The following is a 23,722-nucleotide window of genomic DNA, read 5'->3' on the forward strand; positions in this document are numbered from 1 at the left end:
GGAGGTTGCGGGGGCGGAGCGCCTTCGCGCCGAGGACGACTCGCACGCTCGGGTGGTAAGCCCGGCTCTCTCTCCAACGCGTGCCCAATCCTCGGTGCTCGGTCCGGTGCCGCGGCCCGGCGCCGCGTACGTGCGGACCAAGGGTAATCGGGAACCGCCCAGAACACTCAAAGGCCGAGCGATCAGTCCACCAAGTCGCGACCCGAACGGGCGTCCTTCACCCGCCGGTAGATGCGCCGGGAAGCGAGCAGAAGTAGGGCCACACCTGCGGCGACGGTCGCGATGATCGTGATCGCGCCGTACCCCGTGGACGTCAGCTCGAACCGCGCGGATGACCCGAGCGGGGTACCGGTGGGCGTGCTCAAGGACACATCGACGCTGAACCGGCCGGCCCGCAGCGCCTCCACCGGCAGGAAGTAGTTCCGGCCGCCGCCGGCCGGGAAGGACCAGGCCTTCGAGTCGTCCGCGCGCAGGCCGGTGTTGTTGTTCAGGGTGAACCGCGCGTTGATCCCGACCGGCAGGTCGTTCACCACGTACACCGGCAACGGGGAGTTGCCGGACGCCAGCGCGATGGTCTGCTGCGGCTGCCGGACGCTCACCCGGTCGCTGATGGCCCCGATCTCCGCCTGCGCGTTCGCGGTCGCCGCGTCGGCGGGCAGGCCTCGCCAGCCCGTGGACGCGCCGCGCAGCTCGGCCAGCCGGACCGGGGCGACGACGTCCTCCGGCTTCACCCGCTTGGTGGGGTCCAGCTGCATCGCGGACGCCATCCCGGTGGCCTGGTCGTCGAGCTTCGACAGCGTCGAGACGAGGTCGGGGTCGATGGCCGCGCCGGGGTCCTGGCCGCTGTCGCCGACCGTCGCCGAGGTGGCCGGGTCGGCGGACAGCAGGGACGGGAGCGAAGACGCCGTGACGATCCCGGCGTTGAGGAAGTCGCCGACCTGCTGCAGGTACGCCGTGAGCTCGGTGGCCGGGGCGTCCCACCGCCGCGGCGGGGCGACGAGCAGGTGGTTCGGGCGCTCCTGCCCCGACGGCAGGCCGAGGCCGGCCCGGAAGGCGAGCGCGCCGAGGCCGTTCTGGCTGGAGATCGCCCGCTCGGTGCTCGCGGCCACGGTGACCGAGTCGGGCACGCTCGGCACGCCGTTCATCGCCGCCGAGATCAGCGAGTCCGTCGGCTGGGCCCGGACCGTGCTGCCCTGCACGGTGACCCCGCCCCCGGCGCCGGCGGGCGCCAGCTTCGCGGCGTCCGTCAGCACGGTCTTGACGCCGGCCTGGGTCAGCGCGGTGAGCACCGCCTCGTTGAGCGTGCCGGCCGGCCAGAGCACGCCGGTCTGCGGCGTGACGCCGGCCACCTCCTGGATGGTCGAGGCCGCCGCGGCCGCCTGGGCGACCAGGATCGGATCACCGGGCCGGATCCGCGACACCGTGTTCAGGTCGGCGTCGGCGAAGGGCAGCGCCACGACGCACCGGCCGGTCAGCAGGGTGCGCAGCGAGGCCAGCCACGTCTTCGCGGTCTGGACGCCCTTGCCGTCGACGTTCCCGCCGTCGGTGTGCACCTGGTAGCCGCCGCTCATCGCGGCGACGGTGGCCAGCAGGTCGGGGTCGAGCGCGAAGCACATCGACTTCGCGAGGTTCGAGTCGCTGTGCACGGCCGTGGACGCGGCGGTGACCAGCGCGTTCAGCCGGCCGTCGGGGCCGATCTCGTCGGCCAGCTTGTCGTCGCGCAGCACCAGCGGCTGGCCGTACGGCGCCGCGTAGACCTGCGGGACGCTGCTGGTCAGCGGCCAGAGCAGGGTCATGCTCGGCGCACCCGGCGACGAGTGCCCGGCCGACTTGCCCGGCCCGGCCAGCACCGGCATCAGCATGCTGACCGCGCCGAGGCGGGCCGGTCCGCCGAACTCCGGCGTGCCGTTGACGTTCACCAGCAGCGGGTAGACGCCGGGCCGGTTGAACTGCGCGGCCTTCGACCCGGTCAGGTTCACCGTGATGGTCAGGGGCGCGCTCTGCCCGGGCTCCAGCACGTCCGCGAGCGAAGCGAAATCGGTCAGCGGGGCGTCCTTGATGACGGCGCCCGAGAGCACGTCGTCGATCCCGCGCGACGTGGTGGCCCGCTCGCCGACCTGCAGCCGCACCTGCGGCCGGGTGACCTTCCGGTCGCCGGTGTTGGTCACCGTGCCGGTGACGGTCAGCGTCGTCGTCGAGCTCGTGATCACGCGCGGGCTCAGCTGGGTCAGGTCGACGCGCAGGCGCGCGCCTTCCTCCGCCTGGGCCACCGTGGCTCCCGCGAGGGCGGGGACGGCCAGGAAGAGGACGGAAAGGAAGGCTGCGGCGAACCGCTTCACTCGGGGGCTCCCTCAGGGGCGTGCTCGTCTCGTCCGTGGACGTCCGGGCGCGCGAAAAGTTCCTTGAGCATCGGGCCGGCCTTCCGGACGAGCTTGCGCTCGTCGGAGTAGGCGAGCTTGGTCTCCAGCTCGGCCAGCGGGACCCAGGCCACCTCGGTGACCTCGACGTCTTCGTCGGAGAGTTCCCCGCCGAGCGCTTCGAGCAGGAAGTGGTGGACGGTCTTGTGGATGCGCCGCCGCTCGGCCACGAACCAGTAGTCGATGGTGCCCAGCGGGCGCAGCACGCGCGCGGAGATGCCGGTTTCCTCCTTGACCTCGCGCACGGCCGTCTGTTCCACCGTCTCACCGTCCTCGATGTGGCCCTTGGGCAGCGACCAGAGCAGTCTGCCGTGCCGGTCGAGCCGGCCGATCAGCACCGCCTGTTCGCGCTCGGCGTCCACCACGAGGCCGCCGGCCGACGTCTCGTCGACCGTGGTCAGGCGCCTGCCGCGCTGACGCCTCCGCCGCCTCCGCGGCTTCGAGGCGCCGGGGCGGCCGGCTGATCCAGACATGCTGCGATGCTAGAGCAAACGGTTGCCCCGGTAGGTTGGACAGCGTGTCCTGTCCGGTGGTGCCGGTGGTAATCGCACCCGAACACAGTGGGATTTTCGTGAACGACGTGGTCGCCAAGGAGAACGCGGTGGTGGAGCTGATGCGGCTCTCCCCTCTGGCGGACGAGCTGGCCGAAAGGTTCGCCAGGGCCGGGCACCGGCTGTACCTCGTCGGCGGGAGCGTGCGCGACGCGCTGCTCGGCCGGCGCTCCGGCGACCTCGACTTCACCACGGACGCGCGGCCCGATCGCGTGCTGCAGATCGTCAGCGAGTGGGGCGACGCGGTCTGGGACGTCGGCATCGCGTTCGGCACGATCGGCGTGACCAAGAAGGGCATGCAGCTCGAGATCACGACGTTCCGTGCGGACAGCTACGACCGCGTCGGCCGCAACCCCGAGGTCACGTTCGGCGACAGCATCGAAGGTGACCTGCTCCGGCGCGACTTCACGGTCAACGCGATGGCCGTCGAGCTGGCGACGAAGACGTTCATCGACCCGCACGACGGCCTCAGTGCCCTGCGGGAGAAGGTCCTCGACACGCCGGCGACGCCGCAGGAGTCGTTCGCCGACGACCCGCTGCGGATGCTGCGGGCCGCCCGCTTCGCCGCGCAGCTCGGCTTCACCGCCGCGCCGCGGGTGATCGACGCGATGACGTCGATGGCGACCGAGATCGACCGGATCACCGCTGAGCGCGTCCAGGCCGAGCTGTCGAAGCTGCTGCTCGCGGACGACCCGCGGCCGGGGATCGAGCTGCTGGTGGACACCGGGCTGGCCGACCGGGTACTGCCCGAGGTCCCCGGGATGCGGCTGGCGATCGACGAGCACCACCAGCACAAGGACGTCTACCAGCACTCGCTGACCGTGCTGGCCCAGGCGATCGAGCTGGAGACCACGCACGAGCCGACGTCCGAGCCGGACCTCGTCCTGCGGCTGGCGGCGCTGCTGCACGACGTGGGGAAGCCGGCGACGCGGGAGTTCCAGCCGGGCGGCGGGGTGAGCTTCCACCACCACGAGGTGGTCGGCGCGCGGATGGCTCGCAAACGTTTGCGCGCGCTGAAGTTCTCGAAGGAGATCATCGACGACGTCTCCCAGCTCGTGTTCCTCCACCTGCGGTTCCACGGCTACGGAAAGGGCGAGTGGACGGACTCGGCGGTCCGCCGGTACGTCACCGACGCCGGGCCCCTGCTGACCCGGCTGCACAAGCTGGTCCGCGCCGACTGCACCACGCGCAACCGGCGCAAGGCGGCGGCGCTGCAGGCGACCTACGACGACCTCGAGGCCCGCATCGCCACGCTCAAGGCCAAGGAGGACCTCGACCGCGTGCGGCCGGACCTCAACGGCGAGCAGATCATGGAACTGCTGGGCATCAAGCCGGGCCCGGACGTCGGCAAGGCGTGGAAGTTCCTCAAGGAGCTGCGCCTGGATCGCGGCCCGCTGGAGCACGACGACGCCGTAGCGGAGCTGAAGAAGTGGGCCGCCGAGCAGGGAATCGGAAATTCCTGACCAACTTTCAGTGAATTCCGTGGAAGGCTGGACCTGGCCCGCGCGGATCGGTGATACTCCCTAACCTCGGTTCACCGACGTGACCAGGGGGTTGTCCGCGCGATGTCCGCAGAAGCTCCCGACCCGCCGAAGCCGGCGGCCGGGGGCAGCTTCTTCGTGGCGCTGCTGCGGCAGGGCGCTCCCGCGATCGCGACGGCCACCAGCGAGCTGTCGGACGAGATCGGCGACCCGACCCCGATCCACGCGCTGAAGCGGATCTCGAAGATGGCCGGGCCGATCGACCCGGCCCACCGAGACGGCCTGCTGCTGCGCGCCACCCGGTACGTCGTGCTCATCCCGCTGGCCTTCCGGCTGCTCGCGGTGCCCGGCGAGTTCGGCGTCTACGCGCTCCGGCACGGCACGACCGGGCTGCTGCCGGTCGGGCTGTTCACCCTGCTCTCGGTCGCGGTGAACGTGATCGGCTTCCGCTGGATGTTCCGCTCGGCGCCGTTCCGCGGCCGGGACGCGGGGAAGCTGCTGGCCGTCGACCTGGTCTTCACCGTGCTCTCGCCGCTGGTGCTCGCGCTGACCGTGCCGACCGAGGCGTACTTCGACGCGCTGGCGGTGAGCAGCGTCCACCTCCTCGGCGAGGCCGGGTTGCTGACGCTCGCGGTCGGCGTCCCGAGCGGGCTCGTGTTCGGGCTGGTGAGCTTCCCGTTGCGGATGCTCGCGAACCTGGTCAACACCGGCGAGGTCCACGTCGGCGCCGCGTTCTCCACCTCCTCGGCGCTGCTGGCCGAGCTGTTCCTGGCCGCCGCCGCGCTGGTGCTGACCGGGCTCGGCACCCGGCTGGCCCTGGCCTACGGCACCCGCAACGGCCGGCTGGCCGAACGCGCCCAGCAGCACCGGATGCTGCACGACACCGTGCTGCAGACGCTCGAGGCGATGGCGCTGTCCGGCACGTCGAACGCCGAAGAGCGGCTGGTCGAGATCCAGCGGCTCGCCCGCGCGCAGGCCATGGAGATCCGGCACACGATCGAGACGGCGGCGTCCGACCGGGCCGAAGCCGGCGCCCGGCCGCTGGGCGAGAAGCTCGCCGCGCTCGCCGCCGAGATGGCGCGCGACGGCCTGCGCGCCCAGCTCGTGGTGGCCGAGCTGGACGACGACACGCTGTCGGAGGTCCGGCAGATCGCCATCCGCGACGCCGTGCGCGAGGCGCTGCGGAACACGATGAAGCACTCCGGCACCGACCGGGTCGTGGTGCGCGTCGAGGAGCGCGAAGGCGGGATCGCGGTGATCACGCGCGACCACGGCAGCGGCTTCAGCGCGGCCGATCATCCGGCCGGCTTCGGCATCAGCGAGTCGATCACCGCGCGGCTCGCCGAGGTCGGCGGAACGTCGCTGGTCGAGTCGGGACTCGCCGGGGGCGGCACTCGGGTGACGTTGTGGGTACCGTTCTGATATCCCCAGGTTACTGATCCGGCCGAAAGCAGGCGGACACGGATCGCGGCTGATGCGCGGCAAAGACCCGTTCCGCCGTGGCTGTCGGTCGGATCAGTACCATCGGCACAGTATGACCTCGATCGAGCTGCTCGCCGACGCCCTCGCCGCCTACCGCTCCGGTGACCGCGAGCAGGCCGCCGAACTCGCCCGCCGGGCCGGCTCGCCGCTGGCCGGCGAACTGCGGATCCACCTGGCCGGCGACAGCGCCGCTCCGGTGTACGACCAGCCGGAGGCGTTCACGGCGTTCATCCGCGGCGGCGGCAACGTCGAGCTGTACCGGGCGCTGAGCGCCGCCCTCGCCGTTCGCTACGACGACGCGAAGCCGGAATCACTGCTCGACCTGGGCTGCGGTGACGGCCTGGCCGTCGTGCCCGCGCTGGAGCAGGCGTCGCACACGCCCGCGCGGATCGACCTGGTCGAGCCGTCGGCCGCGTTGCTCGACGACGTCCGTGAGCGGGTGCCGTCGGCGCAGTGCTGGCAGTCGACCGCCCAGGACTTCCTCGCTCGGGACGACCTCGGCTGGGACTTCGTCCAGTCGACGTTCGCGCTGCAGTCCATCGAGCCGGAGCAGCGCGCCGACGTGCTGCGCGCCCTGCAGCCGCGCACCGGGACGCTCGTGCTCGCCGAGTTCGACGTCCCCGAGTACGTCGAAGGGTCGACGGACCACCTTCGCTCGCTGGTCGAACGCTACGAGCGTGGCGTCGCCGAGTACGGCGCGGACGCGTCGCTGGTCGCGCAGGGCTTCCTGCTGCCGGTCCTGCTCGGGATCGTCTCCGGGCAGGAGCGGACGAACTGGGAGCACCCGGCCGCGATCTGGGCCGGGCAGCTGAAGACGGCGGGCTTCACCGACGTCGACGTCGAGCCGCTCGCCGACTACTGGTGGTCGCCCGCCGTCCTGATCACAGCCTGCTGAGCGCGCCCGTCTCGAGGTGCTGGGCCAGCGGCCGCGGCAGCAGGTAGGCGATCGCGCCGCCCGGCATCCCGCTCCACGGCGCCGTCACGCCGGTCAGCACCCGCAACGAGCGCTGCACACGATAGAGCCGCTTCTCGCGTTCGCGTTCGAACGCCAGCGACGTCTCGACGAACCGCGAGCCCTCGGCGTGCACCAGGTTGCCGGTCTCGGGGCCGAACCGGACGACCGTCGTGCCCGGGCCGACCACGATCAGGCGCTTGCCGCGGTAGAAGTTCAACGGCGGCTCGCCGCGCATCGGCAGGATCGGCCAGTCGGCGGGCTGGTCGGACTCCTCGGCTTTCTGCGGCGGTAGCGGCGGCAGCATCAGCAGGACGCCGAGGAGGAACCGGGCCGCGTCCCCGAGCGAGCCGAACGCCACCGGCTCGTCGGCTGGCGGCCGCGAGACCTCCCAGCCGTTCTCGGCGCGGCGCAGCGTCCAGACGCCCTCGGCCGGGACCTCCTTCGCGCCGATCCGGTAGGCCGCGGGCGGCACGCCGTGCTCGGTGAGCCGCTGCTGGAGCAGCTCCAGCGTCTCCGCACCCCGCAGGTTCCGCACCTCTTCGCCGCGCGCGACGCGGACGAGCGCCCGCTCGTCCGACAGGTCGGCGGACGTCTGCGGCGGCCGTGGCTGGCCGAGGACCTCGGCCTCCGCCGTCGCGCGGACGAGATCGCCGACGAACGGCAGGCGGAATCCCGCCGCCCGGATGTGCTCGACCAGCTCCGGCTCCGGCGGCACGCCGTACTTGCGCAGGTAGTGCGGCACGGCGGCGGGCCAGATCCAGGTGCCGTCGGTGTGGAACGCGTTCGGCACGTCCGGCTTCGCACCCGGCGCGCCGAAGATGTCCGGCAGCGGCGCAGGCCGGTGCAGCGCGACCGGCGCCCGGAACAGGTAGTCGAGCACCCCGCGGACCTGGTCCGGCGGCACCGGCGGCCGGTTGACCACCGGTCGCTCGCCCTCGGCGTGTGAGTCCACGGCCCTGGCGAGCCGGAACACGACGTCCAGCGGCAGGCCGGCCTTCGCGGTCAGCCACGCCGGCTGGTGCTTCGGCGACCGCGGGAACGACGCCAGCTCCAGCTCGTAGGCCGCGGTCGACGGACGGCCGCCGTCGTTGGGCGGCACCCGCCAGTCCGGCTCGCGGTCGGCGTCGAAGTCGAAGTCGAACTGCGACGCCGAGTCGAGCGTGAAGGTGCCCTGGAACCAGGTGCCGACCTCGGGCTGGAACATCGCCGCGCGCAGCCGCGCGAAGAGCCCGCCGAGCTTCGGGGCCGCGGGCAGCGAGACCGACACCGGGCCGTCCTCGTCGCCGACCGCGCGGACCTCGATCTCGGAGTAGTCGCCGACCTGCCGGAACTGCGCGCCGACGCGGGTCCAGCCGCCGGGCACCGTGTGCAGCAGCGTCCGGCCGATCGCGCGCAGCAGCGCGTTCTGGTCGCCGGTGCCCGGCTGGGGCCGCGCGTCCGGCGTGTCGGTGAAGTCCTGCCGCGTCTGCCACAGCGCCGTGACGTCCTTGGCGGGCACCATGACCGAGAAGTCGGTCAGGCCCAGCTGCGCCGCGCGGGCGGCGTCGTCCCGGACCCAGCGCAGGGTGAGCTCCGGCCGCGCGCCCGGCGCGACCTCGAAGATCTCGTCGTCGTACGCGCAGAAGGTGCGCAGCGTGAACGTCGACGGCACCTCGCTCGCCGGCACGACCTTGGCCGGCCGGTCTTCGAACTCCTTGTCGAAGCCCTCCGGCGCCTCTTCGTCCGGCAGCACGGACAGCAGCACGGTGCCGTCCGTGGTCGAACGTTGCGCGCGGAACGTCCCCTCGCCCCACGCCGCGTACAGGCCGTCCGGGCGTTCGGACACCTCAACCCGGTAACGCACGTTTGTCCTCCCCGTCCCCAGTGACACCGCGAAATCTAGTCGACCGGGTACCGAGCGAACCACCGGTCGTCACCCGGCGCATCCGGGCCGAACTCGGTGAGGGCGTCGTCCGCCAGGCCGACGATGACATCGCGGAGCTCCAGCTGCTCCAGCCAGCTTCCCCGCAGGGCTTCTTCGCCGTACATCGCGCCGACGAGGTTGCCGCAGACCGAGCCGGTCGAGTCGCTGTCCCCGCTGTGGTTGACCGCCGCCAGCAATGCCGTGTCGGCGTCGGTGGTGGTCAGCGCGACGTACACGGACATCGACAACGCGGTCTCGCCGACGTTGCCCTGCCCGAGCGTTTCCAGCTTCTCCGGTGTCGGCGGTCCTTGTTCCGCCAGTGCCAGAGCCGCGTCGAGCGCCGCGCTCTGCTCTTCGTGACCCGGGTGTTTCACGAGTTCGTCCCGTGCGGCCGCGAGGGCGTCGAGCAGCGGTTTCCCGTGCAGCAGCCCGTGGACGAGCACCGCGAAGCAGCCCGAGGACAAATACCCGCTCGGGTGACCGTGGGTCAGCGCGGCACTCTCGGCACCGAGCCGGAACACCTCGGCGAGGTCGTCGGACCACAGCGCGACCGGCGCCGCGCGCATCACGCCGCCGCAGCCCTTCGAGTTGTTCACGGGACGTTCGATCGTGCCTCGGACGCCCGAGCGGCCGTACGCCTCCAGCTCGCCGAAGCAGGTCAGCCCGGGCGCGCGCCGGCTGAACAGCTCCTGGTGGGTGACCAGCCAGCCGTCCGGCGCTGGGACGTCGGACTGCGGCCCGCGCGCCCGGTCCCACGCGACGCCCTGCGTGTGCAGCCAGCGCTGGTAGGCCTGCTGCAGCGAGTGCACGACGTCCGCCGAGCCGGTCCGCCGCCGCTGGGCGTGCGCGCGGATCAGCCCTTCGAGCGTGAAGAGCGTCATCTGCGTGTCGTCGGTGATCCGGCCGACGCCGCCGTACGCCGGAATGAAGTCGGTGATGCCTTCCGGCCCGGCGATCTCGCGGATCCGGTCGATCGAGTCGAACTCGGTCTTCGCGCCCAGCGCGTCGCCGATCGCGCCGGCCAGCAGGCTCCCCCGCAGTCGTGAGCGCAAGTCCGGTCCCTTCGGTTTAGCGGTGAAGCGGCCGCTCGGATAGCGCCGCTCCCAGCGGGCGTGCTCCGCGGTCTCCGTCTGGAGGCCGTTGCGGTTGAAGTACCAGAAGACGTCGCTGGCGACGTCGTCGAGCAGGCCGAGGTCGGGCAGCTTGGTGACCCAGGGCAGGCCGGGCACGCCGACCCGGGCGCCGATCAGGGCCCCGGCGAGCGCACCCGCGACCGGGCCGGACCACGCGGCGAGCGTGATCGCCGCTGCCGGGTCGTGGCCGCGCTTGGCCGCGGCGAACAGCGCGCGGCCGAGCACCGACCGGACGCTCCGGCCGTCGCCGATGCTCTCCAGTTGCGTGACGTCGTCGGCGTCACGGTCTTCGCGCAGCGCCAGCGTCGAGGTCGCCAGGTCGCCGCCGATCTCCCGCAGCCGCAGGTGGACGGGCAGCGCGAACGCGTCCCGGGTCAGCAGGGCCTGGAACAGCGAGATCAGCAGTTCGACGCCTTCGGTGACCTCCGCGTCGGCCGCGCTGCCGGTGAGTTCGCGGGCGATGTCCTTCGCGTACCGCTCGGCGTCGACGCCGTCGATGCCCACCGCACTCGCCGGTGTCGCGGCCAAGGCCGTGGCCAGCAGCGCGGAGAACTCGGCGGGCGCGGGGCCCGCGTGCCGGGTCGCGACGGCCAGCCAGCCGACCGGGTCCGGCTCGGGCAGCGTGGCCGGCACCTCGCCGGTCGGCACCGGTGGCAGTCCGCGCAGCACGATGTCGGTGTGGAACAGCAGGTGCCGGGTCAGGCCGCCCAGCGGCAGCGAATCCGTGGCGCCCCCGCCCAGCGCGTCTCCGATCGCGAAGCCCACGTACGCGCCGACGATCCGGTGCCACGCGAAGCGCGCGGCGACCGTGCCGAAGGCGGAGAACTTCCCGAACGTCCACGGCACCGGCCGCGGCCGCGCGTCCTCGTCGACGTGCGCGATCAGGCCGTGCGCACCGAGGTCGGCGGGCCACTGCGGCTCCTGGCCGGCCCGCCGCCGGACGCCGTTGCGGTACTGCCAGGCGAACCCGCGCAGGTACCGGACGCAGTCCTCGGGCGGCAGCTCGAAGTGGTGGTCGCGAGCGTGGTCGACGGCGTACCGCAAGTGCCGTGCCAGCAGGTCGGGTGGCTCGACGCCGAATTCCGCGACGAGCGCGGGCAGCGCCTCGGCGACCTCCGGACCGGCTTCGGGCGCGGGCTCGGCGACCTGGGGCCGCCGCTCGCCGGGACCGGCGTCGGCCAGCTCGGCGGCGGTCAGGCTGCGGACGAGCCCGGTGCCGGGGTCGAGGGTCAGCCCGGTCGACGGCCGGTCGGCCAGCAGCTCGCGAACCGTCACGCGCCACCGGTGCGGGTAGCGCCCGGGCACCTTCGCCGACGAGCTGTAGGCGATGACCTCTTGGCCGCTCGGCACCGGGCGGACCAGCGGCTCGCCGGTGCTGAGTGCCGGCACCAGCACTTCGCAGTCGAGCAGCGCGGTCACGAACTCGGCGCGGCTGATCCAGTTGGCGCCCAGGTAGCCAAGCAGCTTCTCGGCATCGGTCGTGGGCACGGGGAAGCCGCGCCAGACCGGGCCCGGGCGGTACTGCTCGTTCGCGCGGCGCGGGCCCGTCGGCTCCCCGAACAGCGTGTACTGCGTCCAGCCGCGGATGGCGCGCACCGGGATGCCGAGGCCGGGAAACGCCTTCTCGTCGAACTCCGGGTCGACGTCGGGCCGCCACTCGACGAAGCCGTCGCCGCTTTCTGTCATTCTCCCCATCCTCGAGCTAATGCCGCGGGTACCGCTCGATCCACTCGTCGCCGAGGGCGCTCAGCGCCGAGTGCCGGTCGAAGTGCCAGTAGGCGTCCGAAGCGACGTTCTCCACCAGGTACCGCAGCTCCAGCTGGTCGACCCACTTCTGCGGCAGCCCCGGGATGCCGGTGCGCGCGCCTAGCAGGGCACCGGTGATCGCGCCGGTGAGCGCGCTGCGGCCGGAGTGGTTGATCGCGCGCAGCAGTGCCTGCTCCGGGTAGTTCTCGAAGCCGGACAACGCGGCGAAGGCGCGTCCGAGGACCGAGAGCGTCGTCTTGCCGTCACCGATCAGCTCGGGCATCCGCAGGTCGGGCAGCCCGTGCTCGCCGAAGAACGGCACCGACTCGGCGACCATGTCCTTGATCGCCGTCCACTCCGGACCCTGCTGGTACTGGTTGTCCGGGTTGAGCACTTCGCGGCTGAGGTTCCAGATCGGGAAGCTGAACGCCTCCTTGGTCAGCGCCTGCTCGAACAGCCAGGTCAGGTAGGTCGCGGCGGCCAGGTCGGGCTCGGTCGGGTGGGTGACGCCCGCCAGGTCGCGCACCGCCTGGCGCGCGCCCCCGCTCAGCCCGCTCCCGGGACCGGCCATGGTCAGCGCGGCCGGCAGCGCCGGGATCAGCGCGGCCGGGCCGGTCATCGGCGGCGCGCCCCCGGCCTCGGTCGCGAGCTGGTGGTAGGAGTTGAGTTCTACGTCGTCGGCGTCGCGGCGGGCGTGCAGGTCGGCGACCTGCACGAGCCAGCCGTCGGCGTTCTCCATCGGCGCGCCCTGCGTGCGCAGCCAGCGCTGCAGCGCTCCGCGGACGACCCCGGGGAAGAGCTGCTCGGCGTCGCGGGACTCCGGCTGCTCGCGGTGCGGGCTGCGGATCGCGGCCTCGGTGTAGAACAGCAGCCGCTGCGTCAGCGAGCCGATGCGGCCCGGCTGGTCGAACGCCGGGATCAGGTCGGCGACGCCCTCGATGCCGAACTTCGCGTGGATGTCGTGCAGCATCATCCGGTCGACCGCGGCGCCGAGCGCTTCGCCGAGGGCGAAGCCGACGTACGCGCCGGTGACGCGCTGCCAGCCGTAGCGGAAGCCGTCGAGGTCACGCTCGAAGTACTTGCCGAAGGTGTCCAGCCGCGGGGTCGCGCGCCCGGCGTTGTCGTACGCCGGCGCCAGGCCGTTCGCACGCAGGTCGTTGGGCTTGCTGCGCGGCGGCTCCGGCATCTGCAGCCGCTTGAGCCACGACTCGCCGAGCACGGTCTTCGCGCACTCCTCGGCGGTCAGCTCGTACCCGCGCCGCCGCGCCTTCTCGGCCGCGAGGAGCGGCGGCTTCACCGGGTCCGGCAGGCCCATCCGCGACGCCGTGTCCTTCGCGACGCGGCTCAGGTCCTCCTCGGCCTCCGGGCAGCGGCCGTGCACGTCGATGCGCGGCTCGTGCCGCGGGAAGCGCTGGACGATCTGGGCGAGTTCGCCGCTGGAGACGTCCTCGATGGTCGTCGGGCCGCCGTTGATCACCAGGTTCGGCGGGTGCTCGAACTCCGCCAGCGTCGCGACGTCGACCTTCCACCAGCCGTGCTCGCGGGAGGGCAGGTTCCGGGTCGAGCTGAACACCTTGAGCTCGTTGCGCTCCTCGGCGAAGTAGAACCGGTCGGTCTTACCGGTCTCCAGGTCGAGCGGGACGAACACCTCGCAGCGGATCAGCCCGATGAGCAGCAGCTCGCGAGTCAGCCAGCCGACGCTCGCGAACGACAGCAGCGTTTCGAGGGTGTTCTCCGGCTTCGGGTAGCCGCGGCGGATCGGGCCCGCCTTGTACTCGGGGTTCTCCCGCTCTTCGCCGGTCTGGTTGCCCTCGGCGTCGACCTTGACCCAGCCCGCGACGGCCTGCAGCGGCACGCCCAGCTCACCGAGCCCGGCCTTCACGTACTCGGGGTCGACGACCTCGCGCCAGTTCTCCTGGCCGGGGAACGCCACCGGCACCGACAGCCCGCCGGGGTGCGGGTGCGCCTGCCGCAGCTCGCCGTCCGGCTCGCGGACGACGACCGACGGCGGCGGGAAGATCTCCTTCTCCGGCCGGCCCTCGTCGAGGAACGCGATGGTGTTGTAGGGCACCGACCAGCCCTCGGGGATGCGCAGCACCTTCTCGGTGTCCACCCGGAGCCCGGCAGGACCGGAGACGTCCGGACCGTGCACCGCGCGCAGCCACTGGCCGACCTTGGCAATCGCTTCCGCCGCTTCCACCTACTCGATCCTCTCCAGGCTTCCGTCGGACTCGTGCTCGGCGATCGTCTTCGGCAGCACGAAGGCCACCGCGCCACCCGGCAGGTTCGCCCACGGAACCGTGATGCCGGTGATCACGTGCAGAGGGCGTCTCAGCCGGTAGCTCCGCCGTTCCCGCTCACGTTCGAGTGGCAGCGACGTCGTGGCGAACCGTACCTCCCCGTGGTGGACCAGGTTGCCGGGTTCCTCGCCGAAGCGCAGGACGACCGTACCCGCCACCAGCCGGGTGATGCGCTTGTTGCGGAGCAGGGTGAGGGGAGGCTCACCCGGAGCCGGGTGGACCGGCCAGTCGTCGAGCTCCTTGGCCGTTTCCAAGGGCGTTTCGTGCCCGGCGGTCATCCGGGCGGGGTGCAGCAGCAACGCCCCGAGCAGCTGCTGAGCGGCGTCTTCGAGCCGCTCGAAGTACTTCGGCTCGCGGGGCTTCCCGCCGGCGTACGCGGCGACTTCCCAGCCTTCGGCAGTGAAGTTGAGACACCACGTGCCGTCGGCCCGGTCGCCGACGCGGTAGGCCTCCGGCCAGACGCCGTGCTCGCCGAGCCGTTGCACCAGCACGATCAGCAGTTCCTCGTCGCCGAGCTTCGGGTCCGGCGTCGTCTCCAGCTCCGCGACGACGTCCCCGCCGGTCTTCTTGACGTCGGCTCGGCTCGGCTTCGGCCGCGGCTCGCCCAGCAGGTCGGCCTCGGCGGTCCGGCGCACCAGCGGCTCGACGTACGGCGGCTGGAAGTGGTGGCGGCGGATGTGTGCGACCAGGTCCGGCTCGGGCGGAATGCCCTGATCGGCCAGCTGGTCGGCCACCGACGACGGCCAGATCCAGGCGCCATCGGTGTGGAAGCGCTCGTCGCCGTCCTCGTGGACGACGGCCTCGCGCTCGAGGTACTGCAGCACGAGCGGCACCTCGGTGTCGGTCAGCGGCGGCCGCTCGACGTCCGGGCCGCCGGGCTCGGCGTGCCGGAACACCACGCCCAGCGGCAGCTGCGCGCGCAGCCGCCACCAGTCGGGGATGTGCTCGCCGGCCCGCGGGAACGCGGCGAGCTCGTCCGGGTAGGCGGCCGACGGCGGCGTGTCCGTCCACACCGGATCGTCGTCGAGCGCGAAGTCGAAGTCGAAGGTGCCGTCCGGGGCGAGCGTGAACCGCGCCTGCAGCCAGGTCCCGCGATCCTCGGCGTACATCCCCTTGCGCGGCTCGGTGAACAGTTCGGCGACCGCGTCGGACGTCGTCGCGTTGTGGCCCTGCACTTCGGTGTGCGTCCCGACCTGCCGGAAGTCGATCGCGGCGGGCCCGGCGGCGTCGGTCCGGAGCTCGCGGACGAGCTTTCCCAGCTGCACCAAGAGGGTGCGCTGCTCTTCGGGCGAAAGTCGATGTTCCACGTGAATCATCGCGCCAACGTCGAGGTGAAGGTGAAGGTCGGAGCGTCGCCCGCGGCGCGGCGGGCGAACTCGTCCTCCCACATCTTGAAGGTGCGCCGGTACAGCGAATCGATCAGCGCGCGCTCTTCCTTGGTGATCTTGCGGTTCTCCTCTTCCGTAGCGGCCCAGATCGCGTCGATCGTCTCGTAGAGCGCGAAGATCGGCCCGTCACCGCGGAGGTAGTGGTGTCGCTCCTCCTCGGTCCGGCGCACGAACCGCTCCCAGGTGAGCTTGACGATCTCGGCTTCGTGCCCGAGCAGCACATCCGGGACGTGGTCCGGCTTCTCGTCGAACGCGCCGGTCCGCCAGTTCAGGATGCGACCGGTGAGCCCGCCGTCGGGCGTGCTGTCGACCACGTAGGTGTGGTCGTAGTACTCGAAGTAGGACGGCGTCTGAACCATCTAGAGACTCCCCTGCAGCGCGTCCCGGAACAGCTCTCGTTCGCGCTTGATCAGCCCGTCGATCAGGCCCTGTTCCTCGGTCGTGAACTCCGCCCGGCCTTCGGCCTTCCGGAGCGCCTTCAGGTCACGGCGAACTTCGTAGAGCGCGTGCTCGTACGCTGCCACGTCATCGAGTGCCTTGACGTGCAGTCGCAGCTCGGCGACGTGCCCATCGACGCGCACGCTCATCTGCAGATCGCGATACCCGGCCTCAGCGGGGTTCGCGAACCGGTCCTCGAACTTCACGATGTCCAGCTCGGGGTGCGCGGCAACCCGTTCGAGCGCCGCGTATGCGTCCTGGACTCGCTCGAACTGGATCATCGCCCCGGCCAGGTCGATCAGCCTGGAGGCATCGCCGTCGTAGCCGGCGATCTTGTCCATCGCCCGGCCGAGCGACTTGGGACCGGGCCGGAAGCCCGGGTTCCCGTTGGTCGCCTCGGCCAGCGGCGGCAAGGTCCGCTCCAAGACCGCCTGGGCGCGCGCCGCCTCCTCGTAGCGGTGTCCGAGGTACTCCCGCGTGTAGGCCTCGTCGCCCCGCATCGCCGGGTCGAACGGGGCTTGCCGTCGGTGCGCCGGCGGGTGTTCCCCAGCCTCTTCGGAGACTCGGTCGGCGACTTCGTGCTGGTCGTGCGTGAGCGGCGTCGGCTCCGCGTCCGGGCCCACCGGTTCCGCGTCCGGGTCCGGGTGGTGCACCTCGTGCACGGCGTCGGCCAGGATCGGGATGGCCTCGTCGTGCACCAGCAGGCTCGCGATCGTCTCCGGCTTGCGCAGCAGCGACCGCGTCAGGAACTCGTTGGCCGGGTCGTGGAGCAGCTCCACCAGCTCCGGGTAGCTCGCCAGCCGCGTCCGGACGAACTCGCCGACCGGCCCGAGGTGCTGCGGGTTCCCTTCCTGGTCCTTGACGACGAGGTCGGTGGTGGCGCCGTCGAGCGCTTCAGCGATCCGGGGCTGGGCGAGCAGCTCGTCGAGCCGGGACCGCGGGGAGCCGCCGTAGCCGCCGTGCTCGGTCGTCTCGGCGTGCTCGGTGTGGACGTGCTCGGTGCCCGGCGTGCCGACGTGCATCAGCTTGATGCCCTTCGGCGGCTGCGGCAGGTGCATGAGGTCGCCGGACTGCGGGTCGATGAACGCGACGCCGTCACGGGTGTGCACGACCATCGCGACGTGCCCGTACTCGACGCCGTTCGGGCCGTCGTACTTCACCGCGACCACGGCGTGGTGGTCGAGCGGCTTGTCCCGCATCTCGCGGATGACGTCGTCGTAGCTGCCGCGCTCGGAGAACGTCTCGCCGAAGCGGCCCTCGATGTGCTCGAGCGTGCCGCGGGTGCCCATCTCGTGGAAGAGGATCGGCTCGGCCGTCATCTCGCCGCCGTGCAGCCGGTCCCAGTACGCCTCGGGCCCGCGGGTGCAGTTGGACAGGTAGCCGTTCTCGAGCGCGCCCGGCCCGTGGAAGCCCGGGTTGACCTCGCGCAGGTGCGGGAGCCGGTCCTGGACGTAGGCCGCGCGCTCGGCCGGCGTCGCGGCGTCGGCGTGGATGGCCGGCTCGGACGGCGGGTTCGTCGCGCGCGCCAGGGCGGAGTAGTCGGGCTGGGGCTCCGGGGTGATCGGCGTCTCGGCCGGCCCGTCGAGGACGTCGCTGACCTTCGGGTGCTCCGGCTGCGTGACGTGCTCCGGCTCGCCGAAGCCGCCGAGGCGTTCCATCAGCGCGGCTTGCTTGCGCCGTTCGAACTCGGCCGCGTTGTGGTCGTTCTCGGCGCGGCGCTCGGCCATGTTCCGCTGCGCGGCCTCGGGGTCCAGGTAGCGCGGGTGGCCGGGGCCGATCTCCTCCGCCTCGACGACCCACTTGCGGCGGCCCTCGGGCGTGATCTCCAGGCGCTTGTCGTGCACCAGCAGCTGCGTGCCGGGCGGCGACAGCGCCTCGCGCTCGGACGGGTTCTCGGCGAGCTTCGAGATGTCGCGGAGGTTGTCCGACCGGACGTGCAGCTCGACGTCGTCGCCGAACTTGCTGCTGGAGAACTCGCCGGTCTTGATGGACGCGCTGGAGAACGACGGCTCGACGACCACTTCACCGGGGGTGTACGGCCCGGCGACCAGCTCGGCCAGCCGCGGGTCACCGCTGACGTCGATGCCGCGCACGGTCTCGCCGGACACGCGCGGGACCTGGTTGAGGCCGTCGACGATGGCGCGGGTGTTCTCCTGCGCGAGGTCGAAGCCGGGGTGGCCCGGGCCGCGGCGCAGGGCTTCGTTGACGTCGTAGGCGTACTCGCCGCGGGTGTAGCCGTGCACCGCGACGGCCCCGTCGTCGGTCATGGGCAGGCCGGCGGCGTCCCGGCGCGCGAGCGCGCGGTCGTGGATGTCCTGGTAGCTGCCCTCGTCACCGACCGCGCGGCGGATGCTCTCGTGGTCGGACGGCGTCCCGCGGTGCTCGCCGTCGAAGAGGTAGCTCTCGTCGTGCGGCGGCCGTTCGGATGTCGGGTTGAGGCGGTCGGTGATCGTCGGCGCTTCGTGCCCGCCGAGCGGCAGCTCGCGGATGCCGGTGGCGTCGTGCGGCAGCTCGGCGAGCCGCCCGGTGACGGGATCGGCGAAGAGCACACCGTGCTCGGTGTGCACCCCGGCGACCAGCCGCTCCTGCCCGAGGTGCTCGAAGGCGACGGCGGTCCGCGCGCCGACCGGACGGTCCCCGAGGCCGCGCGCGACGTCGTCGAAACTGCCCCGGCTGCTCCACTGCCCGCGGAGGCTCTCCCCGCGGGCAGGCCCGGCGACGACGTCCTCACCGTTCATCCGCCGGTCGAAGGCGATCATCGACTCGGCGGCGTTGGTGCGAAAGCCGTGTTCGCCCGGGCGGTAGTGGTTGCGGGTGTTGACCGCGCCGAGTTCGGGAACGGCGTCGCGGACGAGCCGCGCGTGCTGCTGCGGAGTGTCGACAGACCCGGCATGCAGCACGGGTGGGCCACCCGGCGTCAGCGGTTCGGCGAGCTGCGACCAGCCGCCATCAGGCTCGTTCGTGGCGGGCGGCCGTCTTTCGGCAGGCGGCGGCGGGTCTTCTTCCCCGCCGAGCAGCTTGAACAGGTTGCCGGAGGGTTTGAGGTGTGGGTGCTCGGCGTAGAACTGCTCGAGCTCGGCGTCGGCTTCACGCTGGAAGCGTTCCTCGTCGGCACGTTCCTGAGCACGTCGTTCGTCGATCGCGTCCCGCGTGTCGGCGCGGTACCGCGGATCCCCGGGCGCGATTTCCTCGGCGTGCACGACCCACTGCGGCTGGTCCCGGGCGCCGGGACGGTGCTGGAAGTCCGGGTGCTCGGGGTGCCCCGGACCCATCTCGACCCCGGTGACCGCGAACTGCGACCCGGCTTTGAAGAGCACTTCGCGCTCACGCCCGATGCTGGCCATGGCCTCGACGTCCCGCCCGGTCCGGGACTCGATCCGCATCTCGACCTCACCGGCGAAGGTGCTGCGCGGATGCTCCGCGTCGACCTTGGACGAGCTGAGGAAGGAGGGCTCGGTGATGTGCGCGCCCTCGTGGAAGCGGCCGAGGAAGGCCTGGAGCCGCGCGGGATCGCCGTGGAAATCGACCCGCCGCGAGACGGTGCCGACGTGCGGAGGCAGCTCGTTGAGCCCGGAGACGAGCGCCCCGGCCTGGGGGGCGAGGTCGAGGAGTTCGGGTCCGCCGAGCCGAAGGGCCCGGTTGAGCGGCCCGACCAGCTCGTGCCGCGTGTAGGCGTGGACGGCGAAGGCGCCGTCGTCGGACGTGCCGGGGTGGAACTCGTCCCGCCTGGCGAGCGCCTCACGGCGGATCTGCTCGTGCCGCCACTCGCCGGTCTCCGGGCTCTGGCGCCCGGAGTCCATGAAGGTGTCCTCGATCCGCCTGACTCCGTCATCGGTGTGAAAACCGGGATCGGTGAGGTAGGGCTCGTCGACACCCGGGTCGGCCTGGCCGAACTGGTCGTCGGAGTGCAGCCCGTTCTCGTCGGCGGCGTGCTCCTGCCCGGCATCAGCAGGTGCCGCCTCTTGCCCGACTGCGGGCTCCCGCCCGTCAAGCGGCCGATCGTGCGCAGCGGCTTGGTCAGGACCGCGGTGCTGTTCCTGCCCGCCGGCCCGCGGCTCACGCAAGTCCGCGGCCGTATCGGATCCAGGTCGCTCAGCGGCGGGTGCCTGCTCGCGTGAGGGTGTGTGCTCGGTTGCGGGCGCGTCCTGTCCGGGTGGCCGCTCAGTGGCGGGTGCCTGCTGCTCGACGGCCCGCGCGGGAGCCCGTCCGGCGCCAGGAGCTTGCTGCTCAGCTGCGCGTCCTTGCTCGCCGACCGGTTCGACGGCAGGCCGTTCCTGCACCGGGGCGTGGTTCGGCTCCGCAGGCCGCTCGACGGGTCGCGGCGGCTCAGGCCTTCGCGGCTCTTCGAAGAGACCCCGCGGCAGGTGCTCCTGCGGCGGCCCGAACCGTGGCGGCGGAACCTGCGCCGGCCCCACTGGACGCGACGGACCCAGCCGCGGATCCTGCGGCGGCCGCCCAGGTGGTGGCGGCATGGGCGGGCGTCCACCCGGCCCCTGCGGCCCCCGTGGCTGGTTCGGATACCCGCCAGGACGCTGCGCACCAGGCACCCCGGGATGCGGCGGCCCACCCTGCGGCCCCACCCCCATCCGCGGCGGCGGCATCCGCCGCGGATCCACCCCACCCTGCGCCGGCTGTCCCCCGTGAGCGGGTTGCCCGCTCGACGGCACCTGACCACCCGGCGGCTGCGCACCGTGCGGTTGCCCACCTTGCGGTTGTCCACCGTGAGCGGGCTGTCCATGCGAGCGCACCTGACTGCCCGGCGGCGGGTATCCGTTGTGTGGGGACTGACCGCCCGGCGACTGGCCGCCGTGAGGCGCTTGTCCGCCCTGCGGTGGTCCGCTGAACGGCGACTGTCCACCTTGGTGCGCCGGCCCGCCATGGTGCTGCCCGCCGTGGGGCGGCTGCCCTTGACCGCCCAGCGGTTGCCTGTGCGGCGGCGGTCCTCCCTGCGGGTTGCCGCCAACGGGCGACTGCCCGCCCTGCGGTGACCCACTGTGCAGCGGCTGTCCGCCGTGCGGTGGGTGGCCACCCTGTAACGGCGGAGCACCGTTCGGTCGCTGGGCGCTGCGCTGCGGCTGCCCACCCTGCCGCGCACTCGGCGACATCGGCGGCTGACCCGGTGGCACCCGGCGCGGGTCGTGCGGTGACTGGCCACCACGCGGGGGCATGGGGGCCTGTCCACCCGGGCGCCCTGGACTGCCGCCGCTGGGCATTCCGGCTGGTGGAGGTGGGGTGAACACGCCTGGGGGCGGCGACTGTTGCGCCGACGGTCCGTTCTGGAACGGCGCCGCCGCCCCTCCGTCGGCGGCGAATGGCTGGTTCGTGCCGCCTGTGAAGCCGGCCGCTCCGACGTTGTCCTGGGAGCGTCCGGCGGTCTGGCGGCCTGCTTCCTGGCCGAATGCCGGCTGGGCCATGCCGTAACCGCTGCCAGTTGGACCGCCATGCGAGCTGGCCGATGAAGACGGCATTCCACCCGTCGAAGGCGCCGATCCGCTCGGCGTCGGAGCGGCGGCTGGTTGCCGGGGTGCCGGACTGTCCGCGGCCCTCGCTTCGGACTGCTGCTGCGGCGCGGGGCTGTCGGCCGCCCTGGGCTGGTCTGCCTGCAGGACGTGGTCCGAACTCGGTCGCGGACCGTCGGACTGCTGGGGTTCGCCGACCGGCTGCCGTGGCTCGGCGGGCTGACGCTCCGCGCCCTGACTCGGCGCGCTCTCCGCGCGTTGCTCGGATTCGTGTCGAGGCTCCGGCTCGGACGACGCTTCGTGCCGAGGCTCCTCGCCGCGCGGCTCAGGCGCCTGTCGCGCGGGCTCTTCACTGCGTGATTCGGTCTCGGTCGTCTCGCGCTGGCCTTCTTCGCCGTGCGATTCCGGTTCAGGCGCCTGTCGCGCGGGCTCTTCGCCACGTGATTCGGGTTCAGACGCCTCGCGCTGGCCTTCTCCGCCGTGCGACTCCGGCTCGGCCGCCTGTCGCGAAGGCTCCTCGCCACCCGACTCAGACCCACCCCGCGACTCCGACCTCGGAGACGAAGACGCACTCGCCTCCTCGCCCCCCGACCGAGACTCCCCCGCGTCCCGGGGAATGTTCGCCTCGTGAACCGCGTGCAACTGCTCCTTGGCGCCCCCGACCGTCCCACCGACAGCCCCGCTGGAAGCCCCGGTCACCAGTTGCTCAGGCGTCAAAGATCCCAAATCCCCGGTAACCGCGGCCTGCCCGACGGTCTGCGCGACCCCCTCGATCGCCCCCCGAGCCCCAGCTCGGAGAGCGGCGTCCGCGACCTGACCACCGGCGGAATGCGACAGCCCCTCGGTCGCCCCGCGGCCGATGGAACCCGAAGCCGCGCCGACCGCGCCGCCGACCGCGCCGGAGATCGCCGCGTCCGAGGTCTTGGACCAGTCCCAGCTCTGGCGGTCGCCCTTTGCCATCTGCAGGCCCTGGATGCCCGCGTCCATCCCCAGATTGATGGCCTCGTTCTTGAGGACCTCCATGCCGATCTTCTTGAGGCCCTGCTTGAGCAGCTTCTCCAGCAGCTCCTTCGCGACCTCTTTGAACCCCTGCTGCGCCAGCTTCTCGAGCAGCTGCCGGAACAGCATCTGCACGGTCATCCGCGTCGCGACCTGGGCCGGCGCGATACCCGCCGTCGAGCCGCCGAACGTCACCGCCGCCGCCGCGATCATCGCCGCTATCTGGGCCGCCAGCACGATCAGGGAGATGATGATCATGTACTTCGTGTACTCGACGTCCAGCGCCGTCTGGTCGCACGAATCCCCGAGGGCCTTCGTCGCGTCGGTGAGCTGCTTGAAGTACACCTCGTCGCCGTCGACGAACTTCTTCCACTGCTCCACGAACGCGTCGGCACCGTCGCCGGTCCAGTTGTCGCGGATGCCGGACGCCGCCTGGTTACCCGTCTCGGCAACCGGGGCGATCGCCGAAGACGCCGTGTGCCACGCGTCGCGCAGGGCGCGCAGCTTGGTCTCGTCGCCCTCGGGCCAGCTCTCCCCGACGACGATCGGCAGCAGCCACTTGACCGCGTCGGGCATCTCCATACCCACGGGTCATTGCCCCTTGCCGAGCTGCGAAGTCACGTCTTCGTCGGCGCCCGACAGCGCCTTCATCGACTTGGCGACGTTCTGCTGCATGCCTCGCAGCCCCTGCACGAGGTTGGTGAAACCCTCGACGGCGCCCTGCGCACCCGGCACGTAGTCCTTGGCGAACTCCTTGCCGGAGTCGTCGTCGCCCCAGCACGCACCCTGCGCGTCGAGGGCGCCCTGCAACGTCTTCAGCGCGCTGTCGAGCCCGTCCGCCGCCGTGGTCAGGCCGTTCGACGCGCTCAGGACCGCGTCGGGTTCCGCGGTGAACCCGGAGCCCCCTCCGGGCATCAGTCGCCCCTCGTCATCCAGGACGACGGCGGCTCCTCGTCCTCGTCACGCGGCGGGCGGACGCGCTTGGGCGCCGGCTTCGGGGGAAGCGGCGGCGGCACGGCGTCGTTGCGCAGGATCGAGCCACCTTCTTCATACGAGGGCCGCGTCGCCTCTTCCTCGACGAACTCCGGGATCGGCGGCACCAGCCCGGCCAGCGACGGCGCGCCTTCGACGAGGTCCGCGAGGTCGGGCAGGCCTTCGGTGATCGGCGCCATCAGATCGGCGATCTTCTGCTTGACCTGCAGCGATCCCTGGCGCACCACCGTCTGGACGGTGTTCGCGAGCTGGGCGGGCGTCGTGCGTTCGAACGCGTTCGGCGAGAACTCGAGCTTCGCGAGGTTGCCGCCGGCGCCGATCGTGGCGCGGACCAGCCCGTCGGGAGAATGCACCTGGGCCGTGGTCTCCGCGGCCGCGGCCTGGGCGTCACGCAGCTGCGCGGTCTGCCGCTCGAAGTTCTCCAGGAGGGTGTCCATCTGGTTCTTCATCGCGGCATTGCGTGCTTCGAGCTGTGCA

14 protein-coding genes and 1 pseudogene are annotated in these 23,722 nt (G+C 72.2%); 4 read left to right on the forward strand and 11 right to left on the reverse strand.

Annotated features, from left to right (window positions below; genetic code table 11):
* Positions 1 to 182 precede the first annotated feature (182 nt).
* On the reverse strand, positions 183 to 2,339 hold the full coding sequence (locus OG738_RS11555) for a DUF6049 family protein (RefSeq protein WP_329053513.1): 2,157 nt from the start codon (positions 2,337 to 2,339) through the stop codon (positions 183 to 185).
* Entirely contained in the window at positions 2,336 to 2,890 is a 555-nt protein-coding gene (locus OG738_RS11560) for an NUDIX hydrolase (RefSeq protein WP_329053515.1), read from the reverse strand. Before OG738_RS11560 ends, OG738_RS11555 begins: the two co-directional genes overlap by 4 nt.
* A gap of 98 nt (positions 2,891 to 2,988) precedes the next feature.
* Here OG738_RS11560 and OG738_RS11565 point away from each other — a divergent pair, with 98 nt between their 5' ends.
* The 3 genes from OG738_RS11565 to OG738_RS11575 all read left to right on the forward strand — a co-directional run bounded on the left by OG738_RS11565 (position 2,989) and on the right by OG738_RS11575 (position 6,826).
* Positions 2,989 to 4,431 (forward strand): CCA tRNA nucleotidyltransferase, encoded by a 1,443-nt coding sequence (locus tag OG738_RS11565; protein WP_329053517.1) that lies wholly within the window; start codon positions 2,989 to 2,991, stop codon positions 4,429 to 4,431.
* A 102-nt stretch (positions 4,432 to 4,533) separates the two neighbouring features.
* Positions 4,534 to 5,871 (forward strand): sensor histidine kinase, encoded by a 1,338-nt coding sequence (locus tag OG738_RS11570; RefSeq protein ID WP_329053519.1) that lies wholly within the window; start codon positions 4,534 to 4,536, stop codon positions 5,869 to 5,871.
* 112 nt (positions 5,872 to 5,983) lie between these two features.
* Positions 5,984 to 6,826, forward strand: a complete 843-nt coding sequence (locus OG738_RS11575) for a class I SAM-dependent methyltransferase (RefSeq protein WP_329053521.1) — start codon at positions 5,984 to 5,986, stop codon at positions 6,824 to 6,826.
* Here OG738_RS11575 and OG738_RS11580 read toward each other — a convergent pair.
* From OG738_RS11580 to OG738_RS11605, 6 genes are read right to left on the reverse strand one after another with little or no spacing between them, the layout of a single operon-like run.
* Positions 6,813 to 8,729: a TNT domain-containing protein gene (locus OG738_RS11580; RefSeq protein ID WP_329053523.1), complete on the reverse strand. Its 1,917-nt coding sequence runs from the start codon at positions 8,727 to 8,729 to the stop codon at positions 6,813 to 6,815. The genes OG738_RS11575 and OG738_RS11580 overlap by 14 nt on opposite strands.
* A 35-nt stretch (positions 8,730 to 8,764) precedes the next feature.
* Positions 8,765 to 11,608 (reverse strand): ADP-ribosylglycohydrolase family protein, encoded by a 2,844-nt coding sequence (locus tag OG738_RS11585; RefSeq protein ID WP_329053525.1) that lies wholly within the window; start codon positions 11,606 to 11,608, stop codon positions 8,765 to 8,767.
* A gap of 16 nt (positions 11,609 to 11,624) precedes the next feature.
* The gene (locus OG738_RS11590) at positions 11,625 to 13,868 is read right to left on the reverse strand and encodes an ADP-ribosylglycohydrolase family protein (RefSeq protein ID WP_329053527.1); all 2,244 of its coding nucleotides are present in this window, start codon (positions 13,866 to 13,868) and stop codon (positions 11,625 to 11,627) included.
* Positions 13,869 to 15,284 (reverse strand): glycohydrolase toxin TNT-related protein, encoded by a 1,416-nt coding sequence (locus tag OG738_RS11595; RefSeq protein WP_329053528.1) that lies wholly within the window; start codon positions 15,282 to 15,284, stop codon positions 13,869 to 13,871. It lies immediately after the preceding gene.
* A complete protein-coding gene (locus OG738_RS11600) occupies positions 15,281 to 15,715 on the reverse strand; it encodes a hypothetical protein (RefSeq protein ID WP_329053530.1) in 435 nt (144 codons plus the stop codon). Before OG738_RS11600 ends, OG738_RS11595 begins: the two co-directional genes overlap by 4 nt.
* Positions 15,716 to 19,594: a toxin glutamine deamidase domain-containing protein gene (locus tag OG738_RS11605; protein WP_329053532.1), complete on the reverse strand. Its 3,879-nt coding sequence runs from the start codon at positions 19,592 to 19,594 to the stop codon at positions 15,716 to 15,718.
* A gap of 36 nt (positions 19,595 to 19,630) precedes the next feature.
* Here OG738_RS11605 and OG738_RS11610 point away from each other — a divergent pair, with 36 nt between their 5' ends.
* The gene (locus OG738_RS11610) at positions 19,631 to 19,912 is read left to right on the forward strand and encodes a hypothetical protein (RefSeq protein WP_329053533.1); all 282 of its coding nucleotides are present in this window, start codon (positions 19,631 to 19,633) and stop codon (positions 19,910 to 19,912) included.
* A gap of 2,490 nt (positions 19,913 to 22,402) precedes the next feature.
* On the opposite strand, the pseudogene OG738_RS44650 reads toward OG738_RS11610, so the two are convergent.
* From OG738_RS44650 to OG738_RS11620, 3 genes and pseudogenes are all read right to left on the reverse strand, one after another.
* A pseudogene (locus OG738_RS44650) lies at positions 22,403 to 22,834 on the reverse strand (WXG100 family type VII secretion target); the annotation flags it as partial.
* 9 nt (positions 22,835 to 22,843) lie between these two features.
* On the reverse strand, positions 22,844 to 23,167 hold the full coding sequence (locus tag OG738_RS11615) for a WXG100 family type VII secretion target (protein ID WP_329053535.1): 324 nt from the start codon (positions 23,165 to 23,167) through the stop codon (positions 22,844 to 22,846).
* Complete coding sequence (locus tag OG738_RS11620) at positions 23,167 to 23,694, reverse strand: YbaB/EbfC family nucleoid-associated protein (protein WP_329053537.1); 528 nt, start codon at positions 23,692 to 23,694, stop codon at positions 23,167 to 23,169. The genes OG738_RS11615 and OG738_RS11620 overlap by 1 nt, the downstream gene beginning before the upstream one ends.
* Positions 23,695 to 23,722: the final 28 nt, after the last annotated feature.

It is taken from the genome of Amycolatopsis sp. NBC_01488 (assembly GCF_036227105.1).
In the GTDB taxonomy this organism is placed as follows: Bacteria; Actinomycetota; Actinomycetes; order Mycobacteriales; family Pseudonocardiaceae; genus Amycolatopsis.